This window comes from Enterobacter sp. HG048 (genome assembly GCF_024702055.1).
GTDB lineage: Bacteria > Pseudomonadota > Gammaproteobacteria > Enterobacterales > Enterobacteriaceae > Enterobacter > Enterobacter dykesii.
Map to the genome: position 1 here is coordinate 39,710 of NZ_JANLIZ010000004.1, position 23,117 is coordinate 62,826.

Annotated in this window: 17 protein-coding genes and 1 pseudogene; all 18 read left to right on the top strand. The window is 52.5% G+C overall.

Annotation, left to right across the window (positions count from 1 at the left end; translation table 11 throughout):
* A complete protein-coding gene (locus NUX24_RS07200; RefSeq protein ID WP_257830574.1) occupies window positions 1-1,725 on the top strand; it encodes an OmpA family protein in 1,725 nt (574 codons plus the stop codon).
* Window positions 1,726-1,729: 4 nt separating this feature from the next.
* Window positions 1,730-2,221 (top strand): type VI secretion system effector Hcp, encoded by a 492-nt coding sequence (hcp, locus tag NUX24_RS07205; protein ID WP_023325816.1) that lies wholly within the window; start codon window positions 1,730-1,732, stop codon window positions 2,219-2,221.
* A 155-nt stretch (window positions 2,222-2,376) separates the two neighbouring features.
* Window positions 2,377-5,024: pseudogene (gene tssH, locus NUX24_RS07210) on the top strand (type VI secretion system ATPase TssH).
* Between the two features lie 14 nt (window positions 5,025-5,038).
* A complete protein-coding gene (locus NUX24_RS07215; RefSeq protein WP_374693101.1) occupies window positions 5,039-5,680 on the top strand; it encodes a hypothetical protein in 642 nt (213 codons plus the stop codon).
* Between the two features lie 291 nt (window positions 5,681-5,971).
* Window positions 5,972-8,494 carry a type VI secretion system Vgr family protein gene (locus tag NUX24_RS07220; protein ID WP_257830580.1) on the top strand — a complete coding sequence of 841 codons (2,523 nt, stop codon included), beginning with the start codon at window positions 5,972-5,974 and terminating at the stop codon, window positions 8,492-8,494.
* A complete protein-coding gene (locus NUX24_RS07225; RefSeq protein ID WP_257830582.1) occupies window positions 8,491-10,074 on the top strand; it encodes a DUF2235 domain-containing protein in 1,584 nt (527 codons plus the stop codon). Before NUX24_RS07220 ends, NUX24_RS07225 begins: the two co-directional genes overlap by 4 nt.
* Window positions 10,071-10,718, top strand: coding sequence for a DUF2931 family protein (locus tag NUX24_RS07230; RefSeq protein ID WP_257830584.1), 648 nt, complete (start codon window positions 10,071-10,073; stop codon window positions 10,716-10,718). The genes NUX24_RS07225 and NUX24_RS07230 overlap by 4 nt, the downstream gene beginning before the upstream one ends.
* The gene (locus NUX24_RS07235; RefSeq protein WP_257830586.1) at window positions 10,705-11,463 is read left to right on the top strand and encodes a DUF2931 family protein; all 759 of its coding nucleotides are present in this window, start codon (window positions 10,705-10,707) and stop codon (window positions 11,461-11,463) included. Before NUX24_RS07230 ends, NUX24_RS07235 begins: the two co-directional genes overlap by 14 nt.
* A gap of 68 nt (window positions 11,464-11,531) precedes the next feature.
* Window positions 11,532-12,179 (top strand): DUF2931 family protein, encoded by a 648-nt coding sequence (locus tag NUX24_RS07240; protein WP_257830588.1) that lies wholly within the window; start codon window positions 11,532-11,534, stop codon window positions 12,177-12,179.
* A gap of 78 nt (window positions 12,180-12,257) precedes the next feature.
* A complete protein-coding gene (locus NUX24_RS07245) occupies window positions 12,258-12,815 on the top strand; it encodes a tetratricopeptide repeat protein (RefSeq protein WP_257830590.1) in 558 nt (185 codons plus the stop codon).
* 64 nt (window positions 12,816-12,879) lie between these two features.
* Window positions 12,880-13,146, top strand: a complete 267-nt coding sequence (locus NUX24_RS07250; RefSeq protein ID WP_257830592.1) for a PAAR domain-containing protein — start codon at window positions 12,880-12,882, stop codon at window positions 13,144-13,146.
* 3 nt (window positions 13,147-13,149) lie between these two features.
* Complete coding sequence (locus NUX24_RS07255) at window positions 13,150-14,304, top strand: hypothetical protein (protein ID WP_257830594.1); 1,155 nt, start codon at window positions 13,150-13,152, stop codon at window positions 14,302-14,304.
* Window positions 14,291-17,710, top strand: a complete 3,420-nt coding sequence (locus NUX24_RS07260; RefSeq protein WP_257830596.1) for an ImcF-related family protein — start codon at window positions 14,291-14,293, stop codon at window positions 17,708-17,710. The genes NUX24_RS07255 and NUX24_RS07260 overlap by 14 nt, the downstream gene beginning before the upstream one ends.
* Entirely contained in the window at window positions 17,710-19,305 is a 1,596-nt protein-coding gene (gene tssA, locus NUX24_RS07265; RefSeq protein ID WP_257830598.1) for a type VI secretion system protein TssA, read from the top strand. Before NUX24_RS07260 ends, tssA begins: the two co-directional genes overlap by 1 nt.
* A gap of 20 nt (window positions 19,306-19,325) precedes the next feature.
* Entirely contained in the window at window positions 19,326-21,089 is a 1,764-nt protein-coding gene (gene tssF / locus NUX24_RS07270) for a type VI secretion system baseplate subunit TssF (RefSeq protein WP_257830600.1), read from the top strand.
* Window positions 21,044-22,153: a type VI secretion system baseplate subunit TssG gene (gene tssG, locus NUX24_RS07275; RefSeq protein ID WP_257830602.1), complete on the top strand. Its 1,110-nt coding sequence runs from the start codon at window positions 21,044-21,046 to the stop codon at window positions 22,151-22,153. The genes tssF and tssG overlap by 46 nt, the downstream gene beginning before the upstream one ends.
* A complete protein-coding gene (tssJ, locus tag NUX24_RS07280; RefSeq protein WP_257830604.1) occupies window positions 22,134-22,670 on the top strand; it encodes a type VI secretion system lipoprotein TssJ in 537 nt (178 codons plus the stop codon). The genes tssG and tssJ overlap by 20 nt, the downstream gene beginning before the upstream one ends.
* Window positions 22,663-23,115, top strand: a complete 453-nt coding sequence (tssE, locus tag NUX24_RS07285) for a type VI secretion system baseplate subunit TssE (protein ID WP_257830607.1) — start codon at window positions 22,663-22,665, stop codon at window positions 23,113-23,115. The genes tssJ and tssE overlap by 8 nt, the downstream gene beginning before the upstream one ends.
* Window positions 23,116-23,117: the final 2 nt, after the last annotated feature.

Sequence of the window (23,117 nt, forward strand, 5' to 3'; positions counted from 1 at the left end):
ATGCGGGATGCGTACCGAAGTCTGTTAACTGCCCTGGGTGCCGTACTGGCGCTGTGGCTCATTCTGGGATTCTGGGCACTGTCGACGGGAAGCCGTGTAGTACTCAGTCTGCTGGTTGTTGTGGTGTCCGGGCTGATGCTCTGGCGTCAACGCCGGGCTTCTCAGGCGCGGGCAACCGCTGTTCGTGAAATTGTGGATGAAAACCTGCCGCCGGAAGATTTTCAGGGGGCGGTGATCCTCGCCTGTGGCGACAACGCTCCGCTGTTTGCGTCCGGCTTCCATCACCGGGAAACCCGGCAGGGCTGGTATCTGCGGGTGAAAGATGCGGAACAGCTTCCCCTCTTTGCGCAGCACCTGAGTTTGATGCGTCCAGCCCTGGTGTCGCAAATCTCCGTAATGCTGGCGGTGGTGCCTGAACAGCATAACAGCCGTGATGATTTTACCCAGTCTCTGCGGGGCTGGCAGCGGGCTGTCGTTCAGTGCCGCGCGGCATTTGGCACTTTGCCACCGTTGTGGACCGTGACCTGGGTATCGCCCCCTGTGGCCTGCGCAGAGGAAGAGCCTGTCTGGTTTACCACGGTAAGTCAGCGGGGCGGTATTCACGTGTATCAGCCCGGTCAGGGCAGTATGTCACTGACGGAATGGACCCGAGATACTGGGGCAGAAGGGCGTCTTTCTCGTCTGAGTCAGGGCCTGTGGCTGGACAGTCTGCTTGCCTGGCAGAACAGCGCGTTGAATGACCTGTTGTCGGTACGGCGGGGAGAGTTGCCGGTGATGAAGCCCTGCGTACAGGGTATGTGCATAGTTCCGGTGAGTGGTATCGCAGGCAATCTCTGGCAACAGCACATTACTTCCGTGACGGCGCTGCCACCGGATGCCGTTGTGACGACAGAGCCACTGCCGCTGCCTGAGTTGCTGCTGCCAGCGTTGCCGCGCCGACGTGGCGTCAGCCGCAGAATGGTGTTCTGGCGCTACGCCGGATTTCTGGGCGGGATTTTCCTCGCGCTTGCCATGCTGGCGTCCTGGATGAACAACCAGCGCCTCATACGGAATGTTGGCGATCATCTTGCGTTATATCACCAGCTGACGGGTCAGCCTGCTGCTCCGAAACTGCGTGCGCAGCAGCGACTGAGAGCAGATGGCGCATTGCTGGACGACTGGCAGCGCCGCGGGGAGCCACTGCGTTATCGTCTGGGGTTGTATCAGGGTCTGCGCCTGATTCCGCTCGTTGAGGCTGCTCTCAGCGACTGGGCACCTCCGCCACCGCCTCCACCGGTCATTAAGAAAATCATTCAGGGTCCGAAAACACTTCGCCTCGACAGCATGTCGCTGTTCGATACCGGCAAGTTCGTGCTGAAAGCGGGCTCCACCAAAATGCTGGTGAATTCACTGGTTGGCATTAAAGCGAAGCCCGGCTGGCTGATTGTCGTGTCAGGGCATACCGATAACACCGGCAATCCGCAACTGAACCAGACGTTGTCCCAGAAACGTGCCGAAGCGGTACGCGACTGGATGCGTGACACCGGTGACGTGCCGGAAAGCTGTTTTGCGGTGCAGGGCTATGGCGAAAGCCGCCCTGTCGCAACCAACGACACCCCGGAAGGGCGTGCGCTTAACCGCCGTGTCGAAATTAGTCTGGTACCGCAGGCGAACGCCTGTCAGATACCCGGCAAAACCCCAGCGTCATCGCAGGATGATGGCGTATCACAACACAATGGAGAGTAATTCCATGGCAATTCCTGTTTATCTTTGGCTGAAAGACGACGGCGGCGCGGACATCAAGGGTTCTGTTGACGTTCAGGATCGTGAAGGCAGCATCGAAGTGGTGGCGCAGGAGCATAACCTGTACATCCCGACTGACAACAACACCGGCAAGCTGACCGGTACCCGTATCCACACCCCGTTCCTGTTCACCAAGGAAATCGACTCGTCCAGCCCGTACCTGTACAAGGCGGTGACCACCGGTCAGACCCTGAAATCCGCTGAATTCAAGTGGTACAAAATCAACGACGCGGGTCAGGAAGTGGAGTACTTCAACACCAAACTGGAAAACGTGAAGGTAGTGAAAGTGAATCCTGAAATGTATGACATCAAGGATCCATCTAAAGAGAAGCACAACCACCTTGAACGCGTAGAACTGCGTTACGAAAAAATCACCTGGACCTACAAAGACGGCAACATCATTCATTCCGACTCCTGGAACGAACGCGCCACGGCGTAATCCTGATGCGGGCAGGTTTTCCTGTCCGCAGTTTTTTGCTGAGTGCCTGAGATGCGGGTACTCAGCAAAGAAAAAATCTGCCTGCCTGACCTTATGCGCTTTGGTGAACAGCGAGGGGCGGTAGCGTGTCCAGGAACCGATAAAGAGAGAATCTCATGGAAAATCCAGCCATCCTGTTACGTCGTCTGAACCCTTACTGTGCCCGAGCGATGGAAGGCGCAGCTTCGCTCTGTCAGACCCGTGCCCATGCCGAAATCCTGCCGGAGCACTGGCTGCTGAAGCTGCTGGAGCAGGGGGAAGGTGACCTGACGGTGTTGGCGCGTCGCTATGAATGGGATATGGATGGCATCTGGCAGGATTTGCTTGGCTGGCTCGACAGACAACCTCGCTCCGTGCGCCATCGGCCCCAGCTCTCAGAGGATATCCAGACTCTGATGCAGCAAGCCTGGCTACTTGCCTCACTCAATGGCGAGGAGCACATTCGCAGCGTCCATCTGCTGATGGCCCTGGTGGAAAAACCAAAACTAGCGCGTTGTGACGGCCTGTGGCCGTTGTTAACGCTTGGTCAGAGCCAACTGGAGCGCCTGCGACCTTTGCTGGATGCGCAATCGGATGAACGTCCGGAAATGCAGCGCGAAGCCGAGCTGGCACAGAGCCACGGTGGTGAGGTGGAGTTTGTCGGGCGCCCGGCTGGTATGGAAATGGAAGAGGGGGAGCTGAGCCCTGCTCTGCAGAACGCGCTGGATAAATTTACCCTCGATGTCACCGCCAAGGCTAAGGAAGGGAAGATCGATCCTGTGTTTGGCCGTGACACGGAAATCCGCCAGATGGTGGACATCCTTTCTCGTCGTCGCAAAAACAACCCGATTCTGGTCGGCGAGCCGGGTGTGGGGAAAACCGCACTGGTTGAAGGTCTGGCGCTGCGTATTGCCGAGGGTAATGTGCCTGAATCCCTGAAAACGGTCACTCTCCGCACCCTTGATCTGGGTCTGCTGCAGGCTGGCGCGGGCGTGAAAGGTGAGTTCGAACAGCGGCTGAAAAACGTCATCGATGCGGTGCAGCAATCACCGTCCCCGGTCCTGCTATTTATTGATGAAGCGCATACTATCATCGGCGCGGGCAACCAGGCGGGTGGCGCAGATGCGGCCAACCTGCTGAAACCGGCGCTGGCGCGTGGCGAACTGCGTACTATTGCGGCCACCACCTGGTCTGAATACAAACAATATTTCGAACGCGACGCGGCCCTGGAGCGTCGTTTCCAGATGGTAAAAGTGGATGAGCCTGACGATGACACCGCCTGCCTGATGCTCCGTGGACTGAAATCCCGCTATGCCGAACACCACAATGTGCATATTACCGACGATGCGGTTCGTGCGGCAGTTACGCTTTCGCGTCGTTATCTGACGGGCCGCCAGTTGCCGGATAAGGCGGTTGACCTGCTCGACACCGCCGCAGCGCGCGTCCGCATGTGCCTCGACACGGTGCCGGAACAGCTGACCTGCATTCGCTCGCAGATTACCTCTCTTGAAATGGAGAAGCAGGCACTGCTGGAGGATATTGCTGTCGGCAATCAGAGCCATGGTGAACGCCTGACCGTCATTGAGCAGGAAGAGAACGCTCTTATCGTTGCTCTCGATGAGCTCGAAACTCAGTACGGGCAGGAACTGAAACTTACCGAACAACTGCTGGAAAGCCGCCAGGATATCTCCCGTCAGAGCGAGATGCGCATGCTGCAGCAGGAACTGAACGGCATTCAGCACAGCAATCCGCTGCTTTCCGTGGACGTGGATGTACGAACGGTTGCCAACGTGATTGCGGACTGGACAGGCGTGCCGCTGTCATCGCTGATGAAAGATGAGCAGACCGAACTGCTGACCCTTGAAAATGAAATCGGTAAACGTGTGGTCGGGCAGGATGTGGCGCTCGAGGCCATCGCCCAGCGTCTGCGTGCGGCAAAAACAGGCCTTACGTCCGAGAACGGTCCGTTGGGCGTATTCCTGTTGGTTGGACCGAGCGGCGTGGGGAAAACCGAAACAGCGCTTGCGCTGGCCATGTCATGTACGGCGGCGAGAAGTCACTCATTACGATTAACCTTTCTGAATACCAGGAGCCGCACACGGTTTCCCAGCTGAAAGGCTCGCCGCCGGGCTACGTGGGTTACGGCCAGGGCGGTATCCTCACCGAAGCTGTGCGCAAGCGTCCGTACAGTGTGGTGCTGCTGGATGAAGTGGAAAAGGCGCACCGCGACGTGATGAACCTGTTCTACCAGGTTTTCGATCGCGGCTTTATGCGCGACGGTGAAGGGCGTGAAATCGACTTCCGCAACACCGTCATTCTGATGACCTCGAATCTCGGCAGCGATCACCTGATGCAACTGCTCGATGAACAGCCGGAGGCTAGCGAAGGCGATCTCCACGAGCTGCTGCGTCCGATCCTGCGCGATCACTTCCAGCCCGCGCTGCTGGCCCGCTTCCAGACCGTGATTTACCGTCCTCTGGCGGAAGCGGCTATGCGCACCATCGTGGAAATGAAACTCGCACAGGTCAGCAAGAGACTGAACCGTCACTACGGTCTGACCACGCAGATAGATGAGAGCCTGTATGACGCTCTCACTTCTGCCTGCCTGCTGCCGGATGCCGGTGCGCGTAACGTTGACAGTCTGCTCAATCAGCAGATTCTGCCGGTGCTGAGTCAGCAGCTGCTGAGCCATATGGCGGCGAAGCAGCAAACACACAGCCTGACACTTGGCTGGAGTGAGGAAGAGGGGATCGTGCTGGAGTTTGACAGTTTACCCGTTCTTTAATTAAGGGATAGATGATGGACAGCGCAAAAAATATTGCCAGAGATATGCTTGAGGCCATTAATATCGATGGGTCTGGGTTTATCGGTGCTGTGGCGAAAGGTGTTATTTCCTTACCCGTCAGCCTTGCCTATCTTGGCTATGATTTTATAGATACGGAACACCGAAGAGAGAATCAGGATGATAAATTTCGCTTAGCAGCACTGGTTAAAAAAGTAACTTTTAACGATGAGGTTATTTATAAGGTTATTAAACCATTTATAGATGATTTTGTTTCTCATGTAGATATGCATAAAATTTCACATTTCTCAAGAAATATATCTGGAAGTGTTATAGGTAAAATGATGTTCTCGCAGTTTACGGGGGTTAACCTCGGAAGGGCGATTATATCTCAAGGAGTTGGTGCCTTTTTTTCTGGTTCTGTTGCTGGTGGTGTATTGGGAGTTGGTGCTGAAGCATCAAGATCTATTTATACATCACGATACTTGCGTGAAAGAAACCCCATAATGTATGAGAGATTAAACAGTATGGGTGATTTTGATCTTTTTTATTATCTTGTTGAGGACATTGTTAGGCCTTATGAGACGGCTTGTGAAATTGCAAAGATAAATCCTGAAGAATTTAATAATGTCTGCGAATACTTCTTTGGAGGTTTATGAATATAAAAGATTTTATACTTATGATTGTTTCACGGATCGTAGCCAGTATCGGGATGACGCTAGGAACTATCAGTATGATTTACTCTTTCTACTGTTTCTTTTTTTCATCCAATCCATACCGCTTTATTCTAGGTGGGGCAGGTATAGTAGCCTTTCTCATAGGTTATGGACTTTATAAGTTCGCCTTGAAATACATTTATGATGAATGGGAACATTATAGATAATATTCATCATATTTGTTGAGTTTGGTTCTATTTAATATCATTCTAACCCAGGACAGGAATTATAGAAATGGAAAATATATTTAAAATGACAGAGGGTATCCTTAATCGCTATAAACTGGATATTCCTTCCTGCCCTTATCCATTGGATGTGGAACGTTTTGATGGTTTAGAACAAATGAGTGCTCTTTATCATTACACCATTCGTTTTACCAGTTCACATCCGGATCTTACGGCTGAAATGATGTTAAGTAAAACCGCTACGCTGAGTATGGGGGTGGGGAAACTATTAGATTCTGTTGTCGGTAAAATTGTTCATGGCGTGGTGACAAATTTCCGACGCCTGGCCGGTTCACGCGATCAGGTTACGTATGAAATTATTCTGGAACCTTTTATATCCCTACTGGATAAGCAGTTTCGTACTCACCGTTTCTTCGTCAACAAATCAGTGCCGGAAGTGGTAGAGCAAATTCTTGGCGAGCATGGTTTGAAGGGGTGGGAATATGAATTCAAGCTTAAACAAACCTACCCAAAACGGGAACAGATAAATCAGTACCAGGAAAGTGACCTCGCGTTTATCGAACGTCTGCTGGCTGAGGTGGGGATTTTTTACTTCTTCACCCTGCAACCGGATACCCAGACTGAAGTGGTGCACTTTGCTGATAAGCAGAGCGCCTGGACATTCGGTAAAAAACTGCCACTTAACAGCCCTTCGGGCACCAATGACAATGCCGTTGACTCGGTGTGGGATATCCACGTCTGGCACAACGTGGTGGAACATTCGGTCACCGCCAGCGACTATAACCATCGCGAAGCGCAGAATATTCTGACGTCCGTCCCGGCAGACATGACCCGGGGCGACGGTGACGGTATCACTTATGGTGATGTGTATCACTATCGTCCGCGTCACCTCGAGCGAGGTGACAAAATTACCCCTGCAACCGAAACCGGTAACTTCTGGGCTCGTCTGGAGCATGAACGTTTTTTGTCCGCCCAGACTACAGTGACCGGCAGCAGTACGGACCATACCCTGGGCCCGGCGCAGGTTCTTACCATTACTGAAACCGCTATCTCGCCGACACTACCCCGTGAAACGGAGAATGGTGTTGTTATTATCCGCACGGGCTACTACGGCAGCCGTAAGAATGCCTTGAAAGTGACATGGGTAGCGATGCCGTACTACGAGAGCCGCTGCTGGCGTCCTGCGGCCAAAAAGCGTCCGGTGGTCAGCGGCACCCTGATGGCACGAGTGACCAGCGCCAAAGATAACGACATCTACGCCTGGCAGGATGCATCCGGCATGTACCGGGTGAAATTCGATGCTGACCGCGACGATAAACGCCAGGGCATGGAAAGCATGCCGGTGCGCTTTGCCAAACCTTACGGAGGTGACAAATACGGCTTCCACTTCCCGCTGATACAGGGTACTGAAGTTGCCATTGCATTCCATGAAGGCGATCCGGATCGTCCGTATATTGCCCATGCCATGCACGACTCCCGCCACGTTGACCACGTCACTGAACTGAACAGCACGCGTAACGTTATCCGCACAGCTGGCCTGAACAAGCTGCGGATGGAGGACAAACGTGGCGAGGAACACATCAAGCTTAGTACAGAGTATGGCGGCAAAACCCAACTCAATTTAGGCCACAATGTAGACGCTTCTCGCACACTTCGTGGCGAAGGTGCTGAGTTACGCACCGATAAATGGGTGGTCGTTCGTGGCGGAGCCGGTGTATTCATTAGTGCAGACAAACAACCATCCGCTAGTGACAAAATGCTTTCCATGAAAGCGGCTGTAGCACAGCTTGAAAATGCGTTAAGTATCGCGAGAAGCCTTTCAGATGCGGCAGAAAGTGCTCAGGCGTATCCGGCGGATATCCAGAGCCAGAAAATGCTGACGGATGCACTGACGGAACTGGCACAGCCGGGGATGGTATTGAATGCACCGCAAGGCGTTAGCATCAGCAGCCCGGAAGGTGTACGCGTTTCCTCGGGAAGTGCCAGCGTGGGGATCGTCGCGCAAAATAATGTAGATATCAGTGTGATGAAGCGCTTCACGGTGGCGGCAGGTGAAGCTATCAGTATGCTGGCCCGTCAGGCGGGTATGAAGCTGTTTGCGGCGAAGGGCAAAGTCGAAATCCAGGCGCAGGATGATGCGCTGGACGCCATAGCCAAGAAAGACATTACGGTAACGAGCGCCGAAGGCAAAATTAAAATCACAGCAGCAACGGAACTGGTCGTTAACTGTGGTGGTGCCTATATCAAGTTAAGCAACGGGAATATTGAGTTAGGCTGTCCAGGTAATATCTTACTGAAATGTGCCAATGTTCAGAAAATGGGAGCAGCCTCGCTGAACACACCTGCTCCTGAATTTCCAAAAGGGTATGGTGGAATTTACTTACTGACTGACGAAGAAGGGAAAATCATCCCTCAGACTGAATATAAAGTGACGACAGTCGACGGGCAGGTATTCCATGGAACTTCAGATGATAATGGCAAAACACTGCCAATTTATACCTCAATGCCCGGCAAATTAAAAATTGAGATCCTTGGGACCGGTAATTCAGCTACAGGGAGTGAAGAAGCATGAGTGATTATCATGTATGGGAAGCCAGTGAGTGCGAACATTTTACTGATGTGAATGTCACAGAGAAAACAGTTATCTGTAAGCGTAAGCCTGTACCAGGAATCACCCTTACTATTGGGATGTTTTTTGATGGTACAGGGAATAATGCGTTTAATACCCAGAATCGCATCCTGGAGTCCTGTTCTCATCTTGATGTTGGAATGAAACGAGAAGACGCGGAAGCCTGTGCTAAAAAAATGGGAATAAAAATTGATAATGCTGGAAGTTATATTGGATATTATTCTAACATCCACTGGCTTAATACACTTTACGCCACAAATGATGAGGTGGTTGAGGGACAAACAGCTTATCAACGAGCAGTCTATGTACAGGGGATCGGTACCGATAAAGGTAATAGCGATAGCTCGATAAGTATGGGGACAGGGGGGTGGTTTTATGGTGTAGTTGATAAATCTGATGAAGGTGTAGGTCTTATTGCTGAACAAATTTCGAAATTCCTGGCTCTTAACCAAGGGCTCAATTTTGCAATTGAGAAAATCCAGTTTGATGTTTTTGGATTTAGTCGCGGTGCGGCAGCGGCTCGCCACTTTGTTAACCGTGTAAGAAAGAACGATAAAGCCATACAGCAGGCCATAACGGAAGGGCTTGGTGGACGAAATCAGCATGGGAAACCTGCAGGTGAAACCCGCTTTCTGGGGTTATTTGATACCGTATGCGCGGTAGGTACAGTAAGTAATCTATTTGATGTTCATAGTGGTGTGAATCCCGGCGTTGAGCTGGATCTATCTCCAGATATTGCACAGAAAGTCTTTCAGATCACGGCAATGCATGAGTGCCGCTACAACTTTAGCCTGAACAGTATTAAGGAATCCTGGCCGGAACTGACTTTGCCGGGAGCACATTCCGATATCGGCGGTGGCTATAATCCAAAGGAAAAGGAGTATCTTTTTCTGACTCAGCCCCAAAATGAAACTGTCAGTGAGAGTATCCCTCCTGAAGTGACCGATATCTACCGGCGTTCAGCGGCTGAAATACCTGACTTAAAGAGTCTGCCAGCGTTAAGTGCGATAATTCCGAATGGTGAAGTAAAAACAGAAACTTGGTACGACTATCTTGTTAACGAGGATAAAAAACGTGGTGGCATCACGCAAAAGCGTGTTGGGGCGGCAGTCACTATTGAGAGGGTAGTGACTAATGACTGGAGCAAAGTTAGTTTACGGGTGATGCTGGATGCGGCTCAGGAGGCTGGAGGATTGTTCAATCCCATAAGAATCACAGATATGGATCTAAAATTACCATATGAACTTGAGGTTCTGTGCAAAAAAGCAATGGAGCAGGGTAAAGCTGTAAGGAATGGCAGCCCTCTAAAGCCCTTTACTACACCAGAACTACAATTAATTGGTCAATATATTCACTGCTCCGCTCACTGGAACCCTGTGGTTGTAAAAGATGTCTGGCTGGACGGGGACAAAGTGAAAACCATCTACGGGGCAGTGAAATCATCTGATTTGTTTTTTTATATCAATCGCCCAAATCCGGGTTGGCTTCGAGCTGTCTGGAATATGCAGGGAGGTAAATCATGAAATCAATCGGCAGAATAATTTCGATCTTATTTCTTTTGGGCTCTGTTAATGCCTGTGCCAGTGAGAAATCTAACAGCCTCAGAACTCCCTGGGACAAGTGGTATTTCGCTTTTACTACACCAAAAGCTTTACCAGCACAGGTTACATTGTTAAAACTTTTGGATGTTGATGGTTATGCATCGACGTATTGGACTATCGATCAGCCACAAGGGATCAGTGTAGGTAAATGGAGTGAACGTAACTCTGCGGGGAATACCCAGTTTAATAAAGCCGAAAGGCTTCCACAAATAATGATGTTTTGCTGGGACTCAATTATTGACAAGAAAATATATCAGTCAACTTTATTTTTTACGCATGATGCATGGGTTAAAATGATTAGCCCTTACCCTGATGTCTTAGAACCTGGGAAAGATGCATATCGGCAAACGATGCTGATAGGGTTGGCCCCGGAGGGGAAAGTACGAGTCTGGCTAAGACAATATGGCCATTCAGATATCCCATTAAATGATACAAAAATAACGACCGTTTCAGGTAAAGACCTTGATATGTGCAAAGGGGTAACCAAAAGCGATTTTAGTTATGGTTATGATGAAGATATCTTAGGGTTTATAAAAAACAAAAAATATCCTTATGGGTCATGGTGAAAAATCATCTTTAAAAGACGGTAGTGCGCTAAATATCCGCGAATATTTTAAACCTCGCTTGGGGGCGCGTTGCCTGAAATATGCAGTGAGGGAAATCATGAAATCAATAGCCAGACAAATTTCTTTTTTATTACTTGCGGCTTCTGTTAGTGCCTGTGCCACTGAACAACCTAACAGTCTTAAAACGCCCTGGGACAAATGGTACTTTGCCTTTACTACCCCAAAATCTTTGCCAGCACAGGTTACACTGTTAAAACTGTTGGATGTTGATGGGTATGCGTCTACATATCGGACTATTGATCAGCCGCGTGGCATCAGTGTCGGAAAATGGAGTGAGCGGAATTCAGCGGGGAGTACGCAGTTTAATAAAGCCGACAGGTTGCCGCAAATAATGATGTTTTGCTGGGACTCAATAATTGATAAAAAAACATATCAATCAACTCTATTTTTCTCCCAAAATGCATGGGATAAAATGATCGCTCCTTATCCTGATGTCTTAGAACCTGGGGAAAATGCATATCGGCAAACGATGTTAATAGGATTAGCGCCGGAAGGAAAAGTACGGGTCTGGTTGAGACAATATGGCCATTCGGATATCCCATTAAATGGTACCAAAGTAACGACTGTTTCAGGTAAAGATCTTGATATGTGCAAAGGGGTGACAGGGCATCCAGATGGATATATTTACTATGGAGAAACTCCTGATTTTATTAAAGATAAAAAGTATCCTTACGGGAGCTGGTAAATGCACAGTAATGTTTAGTTTTTCAATATATTGCATTCGTGTAGCTTGGGTGTGCAGGGAGGAAAATTATGAAAACAATTACCAGAATAACTTCGGTTTTATTACTTGTGGGTTTTGCTAACGCCTGTGCCAGTGAACAACCCAATAGTCTTAAAACCCCTTGGGACAAATGGTACTTTGCCTTTACTACCCCAAAATCTTTACCAGCACAGGTTACATTGTTAAAACTATTGGATGTTGATGGTTATGCATCGACGTATTGGACTATCGATCAGCCACAAGGGATCAGTGTAGGTAAATGGAGTGAACGTAACTCTGCGGGGAATACCCAGTTTAATAAAGCCGAAAGGCTTCCACAAATAATGATGTTTTGCTGGGACTCAATTATTGACAAGAAAATATATCAGTCAACTTTATTTTTTACGCATGATGCATGGGTTAAAATGATTAGCCCTTACCCTGATGTCTTAGAACCTGGGAAAGATGCATATCGGCAAACGATGCTGATAGGGTTGGCCCCGGAGGGGAAAGTACGAGTCTGGCTAAGACAATATGGCCATTCAGATATCCCATTAAATGATACAAAAATAACGACCGTTTCAGGTAAAGATCTTGACATGTGCAAAGGTGAAACGAACTTTCCTAATGGATATGAATATAGCGAGGGTATAAAGAAATTTATAAATGGTAAAGTCTACCCTTATGGTAATTGGTAATCGTTGTAAATAGTGATTTTTAAAGATGCACATCACAAACCATTAATGTTTTATCATGCTTTTGTAAAAGGTGTTTTTATGAAACCATTTTACGTATTAGTTTCGTTTTTTATCTCCATATCGTGTTTTGCTGAAACTGTCACCATGGACCCAACATCAACAACTAAAGCCGACGATGCAAACTCAATTGCCAATATGTATCGTATGGGCATGGGTGTTCCGAAGGATATGAAAAAAGCATTTGAACTCTATCAGGTCGCTGCTGAACTCGGAAACACGGATGCTCAGGTCGATTTAGGTGATATGTATTATTTTGGTGAAGAAACTTCTCAGAGTTACGAAAAGGCCAATTATTGGTATGAGAAGGCTGCGAAAAACAACAGCGCTAAAGCTCAGATGTATTTAGGTTACGCATACCTTAATGGTAAGGGCGTTGCTGTGGATTATGATAAAGCCAAAAATTTTCTTGAGCTTGCAGTTAAACAAGGCGAGCCTTCAGCCATGTATCATTTAGGCACGATATATTTCGATGGTAAAGGGATAGCTGTAAATAGAAGTAAGGCCATCGCACTATTCCAAAAAAGCTGCTCTAAAGGTGATTCTAATGCGTGTAATAAGTTAAAAGAATTAATATAGATAAATAATTTCTTACCTGCATATAGAAATGAATATGCGAAAATTTAAAAAAATGGAGATTCGTATGTCTAAAGGCTTTGTATTGATTGGTGATAAAACCACGCATGGCGGCCAGGTCATTTCTGCCTCATCAACAATGATAGTAAATGGCAAAAAAGTAGCCCTTATTGGGGATAAAGTTAACTGTCCGATAATTGGCCATGGCATAAACTCTATTATTGAAGGTTCGCCTGAATGGTCCTCAGACGGTAAAGCGATTGCTGTGGATGGTTGCCGCTGCGAATGCGGTTGTCAGCTGATATCCAGTGCGCCGGATTGTGTAATAGGATAAGTAATGAGCTGGGAACGTCAGAAATCGACAATATCGACTAAGCCTGAAGAACCTTCATTCATCTTGTGGATGATGTTCGGGGTTTTCGCGCTGGTTGGTTGTGTACTGCTGTTTGTCCTGCATGCCAATAAACTGGCAGGGCTACTTCAAACATTTAATCTTTGGGCTGTCACCGTATGCCCTGCAGTTGTCTGGTTTTTCTTTCTGTGTCTGCGTGGCTGGATCTATAACAATGCTTTTGACAGACACGAATTTGAAACCAATGAGGCAGCGTATGCGCAACAACAGTGGATGGAGTGGTCTGGACGCAATATCGCAGTATTGCATAGTGGTATCATGCTGCCTGCAAATCTGACACCTCAAAATTTTATTGCAGCCCCACCAACGCTGCAGCAGAACACATCTCTAACTCAACGAATTTGTCTGCCAGTTCATGAGACCTATTTTTCTTTTCTGCTCGCAGGGTTAGGTCCAGTTCTTGCAAAGTTGCCTTCAGATTTAATACCAGCCGTCACGCTGCTGACAGATTCTCACGATGATCTTCTGGTATTGCAGGATTCATTTGCCCATGCCTGGCAGGCAGTCATTCTGGATCGTTCTGTTCCACAGTTGACCGTTCGTACGTCAAAGACCTTCCTCTCACTTGATGAGCGAATTAAATCACCAACGCTGGATGTGGACTTAATCCTGATTCGCCAGACGCAGGGGCGGGACGCGTACAGTGATGCCCTGGCCGTCCTATTGTTGACCTCTGATGACGTCGCCACAAAATATAATCTTTCGCTTAATGCCCGTCTTTTGCGGCCAATGGCTTTTGATATGGCGATTTCAGAAAAATCGCTGGATACATTTTTCTCGACACAAACTCAGGCCTGTGCCACCGCTAGTATTGTCGGCGACAGAGTGGAATGGGGTAATGCATTTTCTGATTTGCTCGCAGCGACACAAGATTATGGCGGTCACTGGAAACCTGAACAACTCCACTGGCTGGAAAAATATGCCGGGCTCAGCGGCCCCTTTTCTCCATGGATAATGGCCGCAGTCGCCAGCGATATTGTGAACATACAAAAAGCAGACTGTCTGATGCTTTCTACAGATGGTGAGCAGAAATTTATTAATACAGTGCAAACAGGGAACCGAAACGATGAGCACGGGTGATTCAGCATGGCGCGGAGGCTGGGGAAGACTGGGCTTCTCCGCGCTTTTAGCAGGCGGAATTGCCTGGTGTATCTGGCACTTTGGCGATCAAATGGGGCTGCATACTCCGTTACTTAAAGGGTTGGTCATTGCTGGCGCCCTGATTTTATTGATGATGTTGCGCCATGGCAAAACCATTACACTTGCCATCAAACAGGGCTGGCATCGCTTTCAGTCAAAACGCAAAAATGTTCTGCCCGTCGATGAGGGACGTGTTGAGCAGACTGCCGCCCGTAACGTTACCGTCGACACCATCCGTGAAGCCATGCGTAACCTCTACGAACGGCGCTGGGGGCGTAAAACTCGTATCCTGCTGATAACCGGTACGGCCGCTGAAGTGGAGCAACTGACTCCGGGCCTTACAACTCAGCTCTGGCAGGAAGACCGCGGCACACTATTGCTGTGGGGCGGTGACCTCAATACACCAGCAGATAGTGTCTGGCTGACCGCGCTGCGTAAGCTGCGCCGTCGTCCGGTGGATGGCATGGTATGGGTCACCTCGGCCTTTGACCAGCTCTCAGCACCTGGGCTGGAGCAGCCGCTACCGGTACCGTCTGAAAGCACCATGGATTCCCTGTCTCATGCCATCAGCGCGCGTATGGAAACGCTTGGCTGGAAACTTCCTCTCTACGTCTGGTCCCTGCACCCGCGCGCCGGCCAGCCGGAAGGGCGCATTACGCAGGCGACTGGCTGCCTGCTCCTTGCCGGTTGTCGTACCGAGGGACTGGCAGAACAACTCTCCGCCCTGACGCCTGATTTGACTTCACAGGGTCTGCAGCAGACCTGCGGTGAGGTGAAGCATAACTTCCTGCTGATGCTTGCCGACCAGCTCATTCGTGAGCCGGAGAGCCTGACCGCACCGCTGTCGGTGATGCTCAACCCGTACCGCCCGCTGCCGCTGGCTGGTGTGGTGTTCAGTCAGCCTTCTGCCGGTGCTGAACGTGCCGTGCCGCATCACTGGGGCATGGATAAGCGCTGGGATGTTCTGCCGGAGTCTGTCCGGATGCTTCCTGCCGGACTGCGTCCGCGCAAACCGGGCATTCCATGGCGCAAAGTGTTTGCGTCTCTCGTCGTCCTGGCGATGGTGGGCTGGGCTGTGTGGATGGGCATCGCGTATGTCACCAACCGCAGCCAGATTGCCGGTGCGAATGCCCAAGCCGCACTTGCCGCCCGACAGAATCAGCCGCTGGAGCATCGCCTGCACGCGCTGTCTGAACTCCAGAAAACGCTGGCCCGTCTGGAGTACCGTTCAGAACACGGCGTGCCGTGGTACGAGAAGGCCGGGCTGAGTCAGAATAACGCCCTGCTGGCCGCACTCTGGCCACGCTATCAGGACAGCGCGTTACCGCTATTGCGGGATGCGGCTGCGGACCATCTGCAGACTCAGCTCAGTGCCTTCAATGCGCTGCCGCCGGGCAGCCCGCTGCGTGAGCAGATGGCAAAAACGACCTGGGAGCAGCTCAAGCTCTACCTGATGCTGGCGCGTCCGGAACATATGGACGCCGCCTGGTTCAGTTCGGCGCTGCTTCGTGACTGGCCAAAACGTGATGGCGTGAAAGACGGCGTCTGGCAGGGCGTGGCACCGTCACTGCTGTCCTTCTATGGCGCGCAGCTGGTTGCGCACACTGAGTGGAAATTGCAGGCAGATGAGAGCATGGTCAGCCAGGTGCGTTCGCTGCTGGTTCGCCTGATGGGCGTACGTAACAGCGAATCGACCCTGTACCAGAATATGCTCTCTCAGGTGGCGCACCTGTATGTCGATATGCGTCTTGAAGATATGACTGGTGATACCGATGCTGCCCGCCTGTTCAGCACCACCGAAATTGTACCAGGCATGTTTACCCGCCAGGCCTGGGAGCAGGCCGTTCAGCCCTCCATCGAGAAGGTGGTGAAGGCCCGCCGGGACGAACTCGACTGGGTGCTCACTGACAGCAAGCGTCAGGTGAATAAACAGGACGAGACCTCACCGGAAGCGCTGAAAAAGCGTCTGACGGAGCGTTACTTCGCTGACTTTGGAGGAGCCTGGCTGGAGTTTCTGAACAGCCTGCGCTGGAACCGGGCGACCACGCTGTCGGATTCCATTGACCAGTTGACCCTGATGGCCGACGTGCGCCAGTCGCCGCTGGTGGCGCTGATGAATACCCTGAATGTACAGGGCCGTACCGGCCAGACCGGTGAGGCGATTTCGGATTCACTGGTAAAATCAGCGAAAAATCTGCTGGGCGGTGACAACAGGGATGCCATTGACCAGAGTGCAGGTGTTCACGGCCCGCTGGATGCGACCTTTGGTCCGGTACTGGCGCTGATGGACAAAAACCGGACAGGTACACAGGAACTGAGCCTGCAGTCGTACCTGACCCGTGTGACGCAGGTGCGTCTGCGTCTGCAGCAGGTGACCAACGCTGCCGACCCTCAGGCAATGACTCAGACCATTGCCCAGACGGTGTTCCAGGGCAAGGCCGTGGACCTGACCGAAACCCGTGACTACGGCAGCCTGATTGCCGCAGGACTGGGACAGGAATGGAGCGGCTTTGGTCGGACGGTGTTTGTGAATCCGATGGAACAGGCCTGGCAGCAGATGCTGACCCCGGCGGCTGACAGCCTTAATGCTCAGTGGCAGCAGGCGGTGGTGGCAGAGTGGAACAGAGCCTTTGGTGGCCGCTACCCGTTCAATAACTCCAGCAGCGATGTTTCTCTACCGCTGCTCGCCAAATACCTCAATGCAGATTCCGGGCGTATCGCGCAATTCCTGCAGACCCGCCTCAAAGGTGTGCTGCATAAAGAGGGTAACCACTGGGTACCGGACAGCATCAACTCACAGGGCCTGGCGTTTAACCCGGCATTCCTCAATGCCATCAACACCCTGAGTCATATCTCAGATGTGGCCTTCACCGAAGGCAATGCCGGCATGAACTTCGAACTGCGTCCGGGCACGGCTGACGGCGTGATGCAGACCGACATGATCATCGACAGCCAGAAGCTGACGTATGTGAACCAGATGCCGGCGTGGAAGCGCTTCACCTGGCCTGCTGATACTGAAGCCCCGGGGGCCAACCTGAGCTGGATTAGCACGCAGGCCGGGACCCGTCAGTACGCCGATATTCCGGGTAGCTGGGGGCTGATTCGCCTGCTCGATAAAGCCAGCGTGAAAGCGTATCCGGGCGTGGGCAGTAGCTACAGCCTGAGCTGGAAAGCCCAGGACGGTCGCTTACTCAATTACACCCTGCGTACCGAAGCAGGAGAAGGTCCGCTGGCGCTGCTGAAACTGCGTAATTTCCGTCTGCCGGAAACCATCTTCAGCACCACCGAAGTTGCACCGTCAGACCAGGTCGCCAGTGCGAACAGTGATGCAGAGGAGGTCTACTGATGAGCACGCTCAATGCCTTACTCAGTGCCTGCCAGGCAGAACAGGAACCATTACTTGTAGCAACCCGTGAGCGTGTGGCGCAGTGGGACAGCTGGCTGCAGCCGCTGTCCGGGCAATCGCCCGCTGGCGAAGACCCGGGCTATGACGATGACTTCCAGCAGATTCGCGAGGAAATTAATAAGCTCTCTGGTGCTAACACCGAGCTTATTTGCCTGCATGCAGAAAAGATTTTAACCACCGTAGCGAAAGATATCCGTGTGGCAACCTGGTACTGCTGGGCGAAGCTGCACCGCGAAGGTGAACAGGGGCTGGCCGAAGGACTCGAACTGCTGGCTGGTCTGCTGGAACGCTTTGATACACAGCTGCACCCGCAGCGTGACCGCAGCCGTAAGGCGGCACTGGAATGGCTGGCAGGATCGCGCATGACTGACTCGCTTTCCCTGTACCCGGAAGTAGTCAGGGAAGAGGCTATGCGTACTACAGGAGCGCTGCTGCTAATAGCACAGCTTATTGAGAATGAGCCGGATGAAACCCGTCCCGAACTCAATGCGCTGTACGGCGCGCTGGAAAGCCGTCTGCAGAAAGCGGGCGGCGTGGATGCGGTGGTACCGCAGAACGCCAGTACCAGCGAAACCCCATCGTTTGCCAGTCACAGCGATGCCCCGGTCATCGGGCGGATTTCGTCCGGTCAGGATTTGCTGGCCCAGGCCCGCACCCTCACCGAATACCTGCGCGAGCAGCCGGATGGCTGGCTGTCAGCACACCATCTGATGAAAAGCCTGCGACATGACACCCTGCGGGCCATTCCGGCCCCGGATGCGCAGGGACGTACGCGCATCGAGCCGCCAAGGGCGGATCAGCGCGCGTTGCTCAAACGCCTCTACCTGCAGCAGAGCTGGGCTGAAATGCTGGAAACGGCCGACAGCACCTTTTCCCGCGGAGCCAATCACCTGTGGCTGGATTTGCAGTGGTACATCCACCAGGCGTTGACGAAATCCGGTCAGGAGACGCTGGCCGACATTGTCTTGGCTGATCTAAAAGGGCTGCTGTCTCGCCTGTCCGGGCTGGAGACACTGGCGTTCAGTGACGGTACACCGTTTGCGGACGAAGTGACGCTGAACTGGATCCAGAATAGCGTGATTGATACCACTGGTGGGTGGGACAACGATACGCCATTAGCCCCGGCCACCGCCGGTAACGATGACATTCTGGCGCTGGAGCCGGAAGCCGTGGCGCTGGCCGACAGTGAAGGCCCGGATGCCGCGCTAGGCTGGTTGCAGACCCGGCCGGGCATGACCACCGATCGTCAGAAGTGGCTGTTGCGTCTGCTGATGGGGCGCATTGCTGAGCAGTACGGTAAAAATGACCTGGCGGTACACCTGTTTGCTGAGCTGGGTGAACGTGCAAGAGAAGTGACCCTCAGTAACTGGGAGCCTGAGCTGATGTTTGAGGTGCAGGCCCGCCATCTGAAACTCCTGCGTCTGAAAGCCGGTCGCAGCGAGGCTGAAAAGGCCCGCCTTACACCGGTAATGGACCAGTTACTTGCCGAACTGATCGCCGTCGATCCAGCCCGTGCCGCCGTGCTTTGCGGTTAAATCCACAGGAACAGAAATAAATGGAAGATTTGACCCTGCGTTATTACGACGCAGAAATGCGGTACCTGCGTGAAGCCGCGAAAGAGTTCGCTCAAACCCATCCCGATCGCGCAGCAATGCTCGACCTGGATAAGGCCGGCACACCCGATCCGTATGTAGAACGTCTGTTTGAGGGCTTTGCTTTTTCGATCGGACGCTTGCGGGAGAAGATTGACGACGATCTGCCGGAACTTACCGAAGGACTGGTCAGTATGCTCTGGCCACACTACCTGCGAACCATTCCGTCACTCTCGGTGGTGGCGTTCACGCCAGTGCTTCAGGCCGTGAAGATGGCGGAAGTCATGCCCGCGGGTCTGGAAGTTTACTCCCGCCCGGTAGGGCCGAAGAATGCAGTCTGCCGCTACCGCACCACTCGCGATGTGATGCTCAATCCGCTGAACATCTCAGGGATAACCATGACCACTGAGCCTGACGGGCGTTCGCTGCTGCGGATGCGCTTTGCCTGCAGCACACAGGCGGACTGGTCCCATGCTGATCTCAGCCACCTGAGTCTCTATCTCGGCGCGGATGCGCCTGTCAGCAGTCAGTTACATCTGATGCTGACCAGGCGACAGGCTGCCCTGTATATGCGCCTGCCCGGACAAATCGACCGCATTCGCCTTGACGGGTACTTCTCGCCGGGAGGATTTGCGGAGGAAGATGGACTGTGGCCGAAAGGCGATACCGCCTTCAGTGGTTACCAGCTGCTGCTGGAGTATTTCACCTTCCGTGACAAGTTTATGTTTGTCCACCTCAACGGCCTGGATGGCATTATACCGCCTGACGGAGCGGAGTATTTCGACATCGAAGTCGTGTTCAGCACACCGTGGCCATCAGAACTGCCGGTCACCGATGACGCAGTTCGTCTTCACTGTGTGCCGGTGATTAACCTGTTCACACTGGAAGCTGACCCTCTCACCATTACCGGGCTTGAAAGTGAGTACCTGCTGCGCCCCAAACGTCTGCAGGACGGACACACCGAGATTTATTCGGTGGATTCGGTGACAGGCTCAAACCGGACCAGTGACGCTGAGTATGTGCCGTTCAGCAGCTTCAGGCACAAGGGCGGGATGATGCGCCGTCATGCACCACCCCGTTACTACCACACCCGCGTGAAGCGCAGCGTGACCGGGTTGTATGACACCTGGCTTATCCTTGGGGGACACCAGTGGGAAGAGGACCGCCTGTTTGAGCGTGAAGCCGTATCGCTGCAAATCACTGGCACCAACGGCCAGCTGCCGCGCCGTGCACTACAGAGTACGCTGCTTGACCGCTGTGAGCAGGTGGTCAGTACACAACTTTCAGTACGTAATCTCTGTAAACCAACGCTGCCAGTCTATCCGCCTTCCGAAGACCGGTTTCACTGGCGGGTTCTGAGCCACCTGGGATCCGGTTTCCTGAACATGATGAGTACCGCCGAAGTGCTGCGCGGGACGCTTGCGCTCTACAACTGGCAGGAAGATGAACTGAACACCCGGCGTCTGGGGGCGATTCAGCATGTAGAGCACCATCGCCTTCAACGTTTTGAACAGGGCTACCTGCTTCGGGGGCTGGATATCGAAGTAACCCTCGACAGCAACGGTTTCACCGGTGAGGGTGACATTCACCTGTTCGGTGAAATGCTCAACCGATTCTTTGCGCTGTATGCCGATATGAACCAGTTCAACCAGCTCACCCTCATTGTTCAGCCAGAAGGAAAATGCATCCGGTGGAAAGAGAATCACAGTCCGCGTCTGCCCGGCTGATAGCGCAACTGGGCGACCGGCTGCCGCACATGAATTTTTACCGTTTCTGTCAGCTACTGGAGCAGAGCCAGCCGGATAAACCGGTCACCGGCAGCACCTGGCAGGTACGCCATGAGCCGGTGCGCTTTCGGCCCCATTCGGGGATGGGGTTCCCGGCCTCTGAAATCAAAGGGGCAGAGCTATCGGAACATCCGCACCTTCCACCCACAATCCGTACCACCTTTATGGGGCTCTACGGCGTGGAATCCCCGCTGCCGACGCACTACATCGATGATATTACCCAACGCCGGGAAGGCTATGAAGCCACGGCGGACTTCCTCGATATCTTCAACCACCGGCTGATTGCTCAGTACTACCGTATCTGGCGTAAATATTCCTACCCGGCGACCTTCGAAGAAGGCGGTAAGGATAAAACCTCGCAGTACCTGCTGGGACTGGCCGGGCTTGGGATTAACGGCTGCACGGATAGCATCGCGACCCCGGCTTCGCGCTTTCTGGCGCTGCTGCCGGTTATGTTGCTGCCGGGGCGTACCGCAGAAGGCATGGTCTCGCTGGTGCGACTCCTGGCACCCAACACGCAGGCGAAAATCTGGCACCATGACAAACGCCGTGTGCCTCTGAAGAAACCTTTGGTTATGAGCGTCAGCCAGCCTGTCACGCTGACAAACCGTCCGGTGATGGGTAACTATGCCACCGACGTAAACAGCCAGGTGCTGATACGCCTGACAACCACTGACTCAACTGAAGTGCTGGGCTGGTTACCGGGCGGGGAGCTTCACTCGGACCTGATGACGCTGCTGCATGTGTATCTTGGGACTCGCCTGGATGTCCGCCTGCAGCTATCCGTCGACCGTAGTCTGCTGCCGGACGCGACGATGAACATTAAGCCCGATGCCGGAGCCGGGCAGTTGGGCCGCACCGCCGTGATGCGGCCGCTGAATGCAGCGAACACCGTTACGCACTCCAAAACCAAAACCATAACCATCAATCTTGGCCGCTATGAGCGGGTACAGGAAAATATTCACCGCAGGGAGACCGATGAAGATGGCGATTACCGCTGGTAAATTTCCTCTGGCTGCGCTGGCCGCTGGTATCACCTTGATGCTGGCGGGCTGCGGGCTGACGCAAAAAGTGACAGACGGCACCGTTGCTGTGACCAAATCGATTTTTTACAAGCAGGTAAAAACCCTGCATCTGGATATTCGCGCCCGGGAGGCAGTGAACAGCAATGCGGGTGGTGTGGCGCTGTCGACGGTGGTGCGCATCTACCAGCTTAAGGATCGCAAAACGTTCGACAGTACTGACTATCCGTCACTGTTTAAAGAGGACAGTCGGGTCATCAAAGCAGACCTGCTGGTGGAGAAAGATATCCTCCTGCAGCCGGGCGGGGCGGTCACGGTCGATATGCCGATGGATGAAAATGCTCAGTACGTGGCGGTGGCCGGGATGTTTATGTCACCGGACCTGGAGAACAATACCTGGCGTGTGGTAATGAGTCGCGGTGACCTTGATCCGGATAAGGCACGCGTCATTGAGGCGGGGAACAACAAACTGACCATGCAGGTGCTGAAAGATGAATGAGACGCCCCATTCCTCGCTTTACGAGACGCTATTTGGCAATTTTACCGGTGGGTTCGATCTGCATCAGGTCAGTGAAGAAAACCAGGTCATCCTTTCGGTTCTGGATAACATGCAGCGCGTTCTCAACTGTCGCGCCGGCACGCTGGCGCATCTGCCTGACTACGGGCTGCCCGATATGACCAAAATCCTGCAGGGCATGCCCGGAACGGCTCATGAACTAATGGGTACATTGTCTGCCGTCCTGCTCAAATATGAACCGCGCCTGAAAAAGATAGACGTTGTTCTGCTGGAGCAGAGCATTCCCGGCGAGCTGCGCTATGCCATTGATGCTGAACTTAAAGGGATTGGCCTGGTGCGCTACGGGACTGAGTTTATGCCCGAAGGTCGGGTCCTGTTGCGGCATCTCAGGCAACAGCAGTATCTCGACACAACTCTCCGTATATAAGG

Coding starts and splice junctions, on each gene's coding strand:
- NUX24_RS07225 (WP_257830582.1), top strand. CDS start 8,491: ATGAGTGATTATCATGTATGGGAAGCCAGTGAGTGCGAACATTTTACT.
- NUX24_RS07245 (WP_257830590.1), top strand. CDS start 12,258: ATGAAACCATTTTACGTATTAGTTTCGTTTTTTATCTCCATATCGTGT.
- NUX24_RS07260 (WP_257830596.1), top strand. CDS start 14,291: ATGAGCACGGGTGATTCAGCATGGCGCGGAGGCTGGGGAAGACTGGGC.
- tssE (WP_257830607.1), top strand. CDS start 22,663: ATGAATGAGACGCCCCATTCCTCGCTTTACGAGACGCTATTTGGCAAT.
- tssJ (WP_257830604.1), top strand. CDS start 22,134: ATGGCGATTACCGCTGGTAAATTTCCTCTGGCTGCGCTGGCCGCTGGT.
- tssF (WP_257830600.1), top strand. CDS start 19,326: ATGGAAGATTTGACCCTGCGTTATTACGACGCAGAAATGCGGTACCTG.
- tssA (WP_257830598.1), top strand. CDS start 17,710: ATGAGCACGCTCAATGCCTTACTCAGTGCCTGCCAGGCAGAACAGGAA.
- tssG (WP_257830602.1), top strand. CDS start 21,044: ATGCATCCGGTGGAAAGAGAATCACAGTCCGCGTCTGCCCGGCTGATA.
- NUX24_RS07255 (WP_257830594.1), top strand. CDS start 13,150: ATGAGCTGGGAACGTCAGAAATCGACAATATCGACTAAGCCTGAAGAA.
- NUX24_RS07250 (WP_257830592.1), top strand. CDS start 12,880: ATGTCTAAAGGCTTTGTATTGATTGGTGATAAAACCACGCATGGCGGC.
- NUX24_RS07220 (WP_257830580.1), top strand. CDS start 5,972: ATGGAAAATATATTTAAAATGACAGAGGGTATCCTTAATCGCTATAAA.
- NUX24_RS07240 (WP_257830588.1), top strand. CDS start 11,532: ATGAAAACAATTACCAGAATAACTTCGGTTTTATTACTTGTGGGTTTT.
- NUX24_RS07200 (WP_257830574.1), top strand. CDS start 1: ATGCGGGATGCGTACCGAAGTCTGTTAACTGCCCTGGGTGCCGTACTG.
- NUX24_RS07230 (WP_257830584.1), top strand. CDS start 10,071: ATGAAATCAATCGGCAGAATAATTTCGATCTTATTTCTTTTGGGCTCT.
- hcp (WP_023325816.1), top strand. CDS start 1,730: ATGGCAATTCCTGTTTATCTTTGGCTGAAAGACGACGGCGGCGCGGAC.
- NUX24_RS07215 (WP_374693101.1), top strand. CDS start 5,039: ATGGACAGCGCAAAAAATATTGCCAGAGATATGCTTGAGGCCATTAAT.
- NUX24_RS07235 (WP_257830586.1), top strand. CDS start 10,705: ATGGGTCATGGTGAAAAATCATCTTTAAAAGACGGTAGTGCGCTAAAT.